This window comes from uncultured Tepidimonas sp., assembly GCF_938045175.1.
Classification (GTDB): domain Bacteria; phylum Pseudomonadota; class Gammaproteobacteria; order Burkholderiales; family Burkholderiaceae_C; genus Tepidimonas.
This window is the reverse complement of record NZ_CALIND010000168.1, coordinates 1-4597: the sequence shown is the minus strand read 5'-3', so window position 1 is coordinate 4597 and position 4597 is coordinate 1. Positions and strand designations below refer to the sequence as shown.

7 protein-coding genes and 1 riboswitch are annotated in these 4597 nt (G+C 68.0%); of the genes, 2 read left to right on the top strand and 5 right to left on the bottom strand.

The window, feature by feature from the left end; all coding sequences use genetic code 11:
- A partial coding sequence (locus tag Q0716_RS08815) for an aminotransferase class III-fold pyridoxal phosphate-dependent enzyme (RefSeq protein WP_299022175.1) occupies positions 1-549 on the top strand: 549 nt, incomplete at its 5' end.
- A 51-nt stretch (positions 550-600) separates the two neighbouring features.
- Here Q0716_RS08815 and metW read toward each other — a convergent pair.
- Together metW and Q0716_RS08805 are read right to left on the bottom strand one after the other, a co-directional pair.
- Positions 601-1185, bottom strand: a complete 585-nt coding sequence (gene metW, locus Q0716_RS08810) for a methionine biosynthesis protein MetW (RefSeq protein ID WP_299022172.1) — start codon at positions 1183-1185, stop codon at positions 601-603.
- A gap of 3 nt (positions 1186-1188) precedes the next feature.
- Positions 1189-2382, bottom strand: a complete 1194-nt coding sequence (locus Q0716_RS08805) for a homoserine O-acetyltransferase (protein WP_299022170.1) — start codon at positions 2380-2382, stop codon at positions 1189-1191.
- Positions 2383-2431: 49 nt separating this feature from the next.
- Positions 2432-2508, bottom strand: a riboswitch (SAM riboswitch).
- 250 nt (positions 2509-2758) lie between these two features.
- Here Q0716_RS08805 and Q0716_RS08800 point away from each other — a divergent pair.
- Positions 2759-3136, top strand: a complete 378-nt coding sequence (locus Q0716_RS08800; protein ID WP_299022167.1) for an RNA-binding protein — start codon at positions 2759-2761, stop codon at positions 3134-3136.
- Here the strand turns inward: Q0716_RS08800 and lptC are convergent.
- From lptC to Q0716_RS08785, 3 genes are all read right to left on the bottom strand, one after another.
- A complete protein-coding gene (gene lptC / locus Q0716_RS08795) occupies positions 3130-3816 on the bottom strand; it encodes an LPS export ABC transporter periplasmic protein LptC (RefSeq protein ID WP_299022165.1) in 687 nt (228 codons plus the stop codon). The two genes, Q0716_RS08800 and lptC, sit on opposite strands and share 7 nt — an antisense overlap.
- On the bottom strand, positions 3813-4361 hold the full coding sequence (locus tag Q0716_RS08790; protein ID WP_299022163.1) for an HAD family hydrolase: 549 nt from the start codon (positions 4359-4361) through the stop codon (positions 3813-3815). The genes lptC and Q0716_RS08790 overlap by 4 nt, the downstream gene beginning before the upstream one ends.
- Positions 4361-4597 (bottom strand): CBS domain-containing protein (locus Q0716_RS08785; RefSeq protein ID WP_299022160.1); only part of this gene is annotated, 237 nt, incomplete at its 5' end. The genes Q0716_RS08785 and Q0716_RS08790, both read right to left, overlap by 1 nt.

Genomic DNA, 4597 nt, shown 5'->3' with positions numbered 1-4597 from the left:
TGCGGCGCCTGGACCGGGGCCGAGGCCTTCGGCGTTACGCCCGATATCCTCAACTTCGCCAAGCAGGTCACCAACGGCGTGCAGCCGCTGGGCGGCGTGGTGGTGCGGCAGGAGATTTACGACACGTTCATGGCCGCGGGTGGGCCCGAGTACGCGCTCGAATTCCCGCACGGATACACCTATTCGGCGCACCCGGTGGCGTGCGCGGCCGGCTTGGCGTCGCTGCACCTGCTCGAGCGCGACGAGGCACTGGCGCGGGTGCGGGCGCTCGCCTCGGTGTTCGAGGAAGCCGTGCACAGCCTGCGCGGGGCCAGTCTGCATCTGACCGACATCCGCAACTATGGGCTCGCTGCCGGTCTGACGCTGGCGCCGGTGCCGGGCGAGCCGCTCAAGCGCCCGTTCGAGGTCGCCATGCGCATGTGGGCCAAAGGTTTTTATGTGCGCTACGGCGGCGACACGGTGCAGCTCGCGCCGCCGTTCATCAGCACCGAGGCGGAGATCCAGCGCTTGATCGATGCGCTGGGCGAGACGCTGCGCGAGCTGGCCTGAACCGCGCCGGGCGCGGCTGCTGCCTGGCGCCCGGTTTTATCGGGCACCCCCTCAGCGCTTGGTCAGCTTGAAGACGGCCGTGCTGGCCAACAGGTTGGGCAGGGTGCGCACCACCCGCCCGTCTTCCAGGCCGAAGGCGTCCTCGATGTGCAGGCCCAGGCGGCGTGCCAACACCTCGAAGTCGGCAAAGGTGCCGACGCGAATGTTGGGTGTGTCGTACCACTCGTAGGGCAGGCGCTTGGTTACCGGCATGCGCCCGGCCAGCACGCGCAACCGGTTGGGCCAGTGCGCAAAGTTGGGAAAGGCCACGATCGCGCTGCGCCCCACCCGTGCGGTTTCGCGCAGCATGGTTTCGACGTTGCGCAGGTGTGGCAGCGTGTCGATCTGCAGCACCACGTCGAAGCTGTCGTCGGCGAACGTCGACAGCCCTTCTTCCAGGTTGAACTGCAGCACGTCCAGCCCGCGCTTGAGACAGGCCAGCACGTGCGTATCGTCGATTTCGATGCCGTAGCCCGTGCAGCCGCGCGTCTCGCGCAAATGGGCCAACAGCGCGCCGTCGCCGCAGCCGAGGTCGAGCACGCGCGCCCCCGGCGGCACCAGGCTGGCGATGAGGTCTTGGGTCAGTCGATCGCTCATGGCTCAGGCTCCCGCGGCGGCACGGCGACTGTCCACGCGGTGCTGAAAATACGCCCGCACGGCAGCGTGGTAGCGCGCGTCATCCAGCAAAAAGGCGTCGTGTCCGTGGGGCGCGTCGATTTCGGCGTAGCTCACCGGTCGCCGGTTGTCCAGCAGCGCCTTGACGATCTCGCGGCTGCGCGCGGGGGAAAAGCGCCAGTCGGTGCTGAATGACACCAGCAAAAAGTTGGCGCGCGCGCGCGCCAGTGCCGCACTCAAGTCGCCCTCGAAGTCGCGTGCCGGGTCGAAGTAGTCCAGCGCGCGCGTGATCAGCAGATAGGTGTTGGCGTCAAAGTATTCGCTGAACTTGTCGCCCTGGTAGCGCAGGTAGCTTTCGATCTCGAACTCCACCTCCTGCGTGGTGTAGCGGTAGGCCAGCCGCTGCGCCGCCTCCACGTCACCCGCGCGCAGCGCCTCGGCCAGTGGGCGCAGGCGGCGGCCGAACTTCTCGTTCATGAGGTCGTCGCTGAGGTACGTGATGTGCCCGATCATGCGCGCGATGCGCAGGCCGCGCCGCGGTTTGGTGCCGTGGCGCAGGTAGTGACCGCCGTGGAAATCGGGGTCGGTGACGATGGCGCGCCGCGCCACCTCGTTGAAGGCGATGTTTTCGGCCGTCAGGTTGGGGGCGCTGGCGACGATGATGGCGTGGCGCACCCGCTCCGGGTATTGCAGCGTCCACGACAGCGCCTGCATGCCGCCCAGGCTGCCGCCCATGACGGCGGCCAGCCGGTCGATGCCCAGCGCATCCAGCAGCCGTGCCTGGGCGTCGACCCAGTCCTCCACGGTGACGACGGGAAAGTCGGCTCCCCACGGCTGCCCCGTGGTAGGGTTGACGTGCGTGGGGCCGGTGGAGCCGAAGCACGAGCCGATGTTGTTGACCCCGATGACGAAAAACCGGTCGGTGTCCACTGGCTTGCCCGGCCCCACCATGTTGTGCCACCAGCCTTCGCTCTTTGGGATGGGTTGTCCGTGCTCGTCGGCGTACTGGCCGGCCACGTGGTGGCTGGCGTTGAGTGCGTGGCAAATCAGTACCGCGTTGTCGCGGTCTGGCGACAGGGTGCCATAGGTCTCGTAGGCGAGCTCGAACGACGGCAGCACAGCGCCACTGCGCAGCGCGAGCGGCTCGGTAAACACATGGCGTTGTGGGGTAACGATCACGGTCTGGATTCCGGTTGTTGCGCCGTGACCGAGGGCTTGCGGGCCCGGCGCGGCGGCCGGACCTTCCTCTTTAGCGGTATTTGTTACGCGCCCGCAAGCGGGACTCAAATCGGCGCAGCGCGCAGTATAGCGGCAACCATGGGTTGCCGTGCGTGGTTGAGGTGTTGTTTCTGGCGCATCGACGCGGTGTTGGAGGTCGCCGATCGTCGAAAACCCGCCCCAAAACCCTTGACACAGCGCATAATGGGGGTGGCGAGTGTCCGCGACGCTCGCCAGTCGGGTGATCGGTTGGTTTCGCGTGCTGCAGTTGTCTTGTGTGCCGTCGGGGCTCCGTCGCTTTTCGTTCTCTCTCAGTGTGTTCTCAGGAGTCCCTCAAATGGGCAACAAGTTGTACGTCGGCAATCTTCCGTATTCTGTGCGCGACGGCGATCTCGAACAAGCCTTCAGCCAGTACGGTCAGGTGGCCAGCGCCAAGGTCATGATGGAGCGCGACACCGGCCGCTCCAAGGGGTTTGGCTTCGTCGAGATGGGCAGCGATGCCGAGGCGCAAGCGGCCATCTCTGGCATGAACGGGCAGTCCATGGGCGGTCGCAACCTCGTCGTCAACGAGGCGCGCCCGATGGAGGCGCGTCCCCCGCGCAGCGGCGGCTTCGGCGGCGGCCGCCGGGATGGGGGCGGCTACGGCGGTGGCGATGGCCAGTTCCGCAGCCCCTACGGTGGCCCGCGCCGCCGAGACGATCGCGGCGGCTACTGACCGCTGCTGCCAGTGTGCGCCGCCAGCGTGGCGCGCACTTGGCCGTCCAGCTCGGCCACGCCGGCGCGCTCGTCGTAGCGCATCCGGTCGCCCCGCAGGACGTCGGTACCGCGCGCAGTGCTTCGTGTGACGCGCACCGGTTGATCGGATTCCAGCAGCCGTTGCTGGGTATGCCACGTCAGCGTCTGGCCCTCCAGGGTCAGGCGGGGCGTGGCATTTCGTTTGGCGCCCGTGCCCACGGGGTCCCGCCACGGTTCGCGCACCACACGCACGTCTCCCTGCAAAAAATAGCGGGTGCGGTCGTCGTCGGTTTGCAGCGTGTGGGCACTGGCGTGCAGCCGGGTGCCTTCCTCGCGTGACAGCCGCTCCAGTTGCGCCTGCTCGACCTTGAGCGTCTGTGTGGCGGGGACGTGCTCCATCATGGTGCCGCGCAGCACCGTCTCCAGCGCGCCGTCGGCGGCGTAGCGGCGCAGGGTGAAGTGTTCCAACCGGTAGTCGGGCTGGCCAGCCGCCAGTGGCGTCTCTCCCTGGGCGGTGGGTGGCGGCAATTGCCGCACCACGCCATAGGTGATCACGGCCAGCGCACCCATCAACGCGACGGGCAGGTACAGCGACAGGCGATCCCAGACGCCATGCCAACGCGGGGCCTGCAGCGGGGGCGATGCCGACCGTGGGGTCATGGCAGGGTTTCGGCCAACAAGCTTGCGTAGTGGCCCGTGGCCACCAGCAGCAGGTCACAAAACTCACGCGCGGCCCCATGCCCGGCCGCAGCTCCGGTGACGTGGTGCACGCGCGCGCGCACCTCCGCGTGCGCCGTGGGGGGCGCGGCGGCAAAGGCACAGCGTGTCAGTACCGGCAAATCGGGCCAGTCATCGCCAATGGCGGCCGCTTGCGACCAGGTCAGCCCCAGTTCCTCCAGTATCGCTTGTGCCGCGGGTCCTTTGTCTTCGGTGCCGTAGCGCACGTGGCGCACGCCCAGCGCGTCCAGCCGCTTGCGCAAGGCGGGCGAGTCGCGCCCGGTGACGACGGCAGGCTCGATGCCGGCGCGGCGCAGCAGCTTCAGACCGTGGCCATCCAGGCTGGAGAAGCGCTTGAGCATCTCACCCTCGGCGCCGTAATACAGGCCGCCGTCGGTCAGTACGCCGTCGACGTCGAAAAACGCCACCCGCACGTCCTGCGCTCGCAGCAGTATCTCGGGGGCGAAGGTCAGCACCGGTCGTGTCATCAGATCACCTTGGCGCGCATCAGGTCGTGGTGGTTCAAGGCGCCCACCAGTCGTCCTGCCTCGTCGACCACCAGCACGCTGGTGATGCGGTGGGTTTCCATCAGCTCGGCCGCTTCCACGGCCAGCATCTGCGGCCGTACGGTGCGCGGCTGCGGGTGCATGACGTCACCCACCCGCAGGCTGCGCAGGTCGGCGCTCTCGCGCCGCTCGATCAGGCGGCGCAGGTCACCGTCGGT

Coding starts and splice junctions, on each gene's coding strand:
- Q0716_RS08800 (WP_299022167.1), top strand. CDS start 2,759: ATGGGCAACAAGTTGTACGTCGGCAATCTTCCGTATTCTGTGCGCGAC.
- metW (WP_299022172.1), bottom strand. CDS start 1,185: ATGAGCGATCGACTGACCCAAGACCTCATCGCCAGCCTGGTGCCGCCG.
- lptC (WP_299022165.1), bottom strand. CDS start 3,816: ATGACCCCACGGTCGGCATCGCCCCCGCTGCAGGCCCCGCGTTGGCAT.
- Q0716_RS08790 (WP_299022163.1), bottom strand. CDS start 4,361: ATGACACGACCGGTGCTGACCTTCGCCCCCGAGATACTGCTGCGAGCG.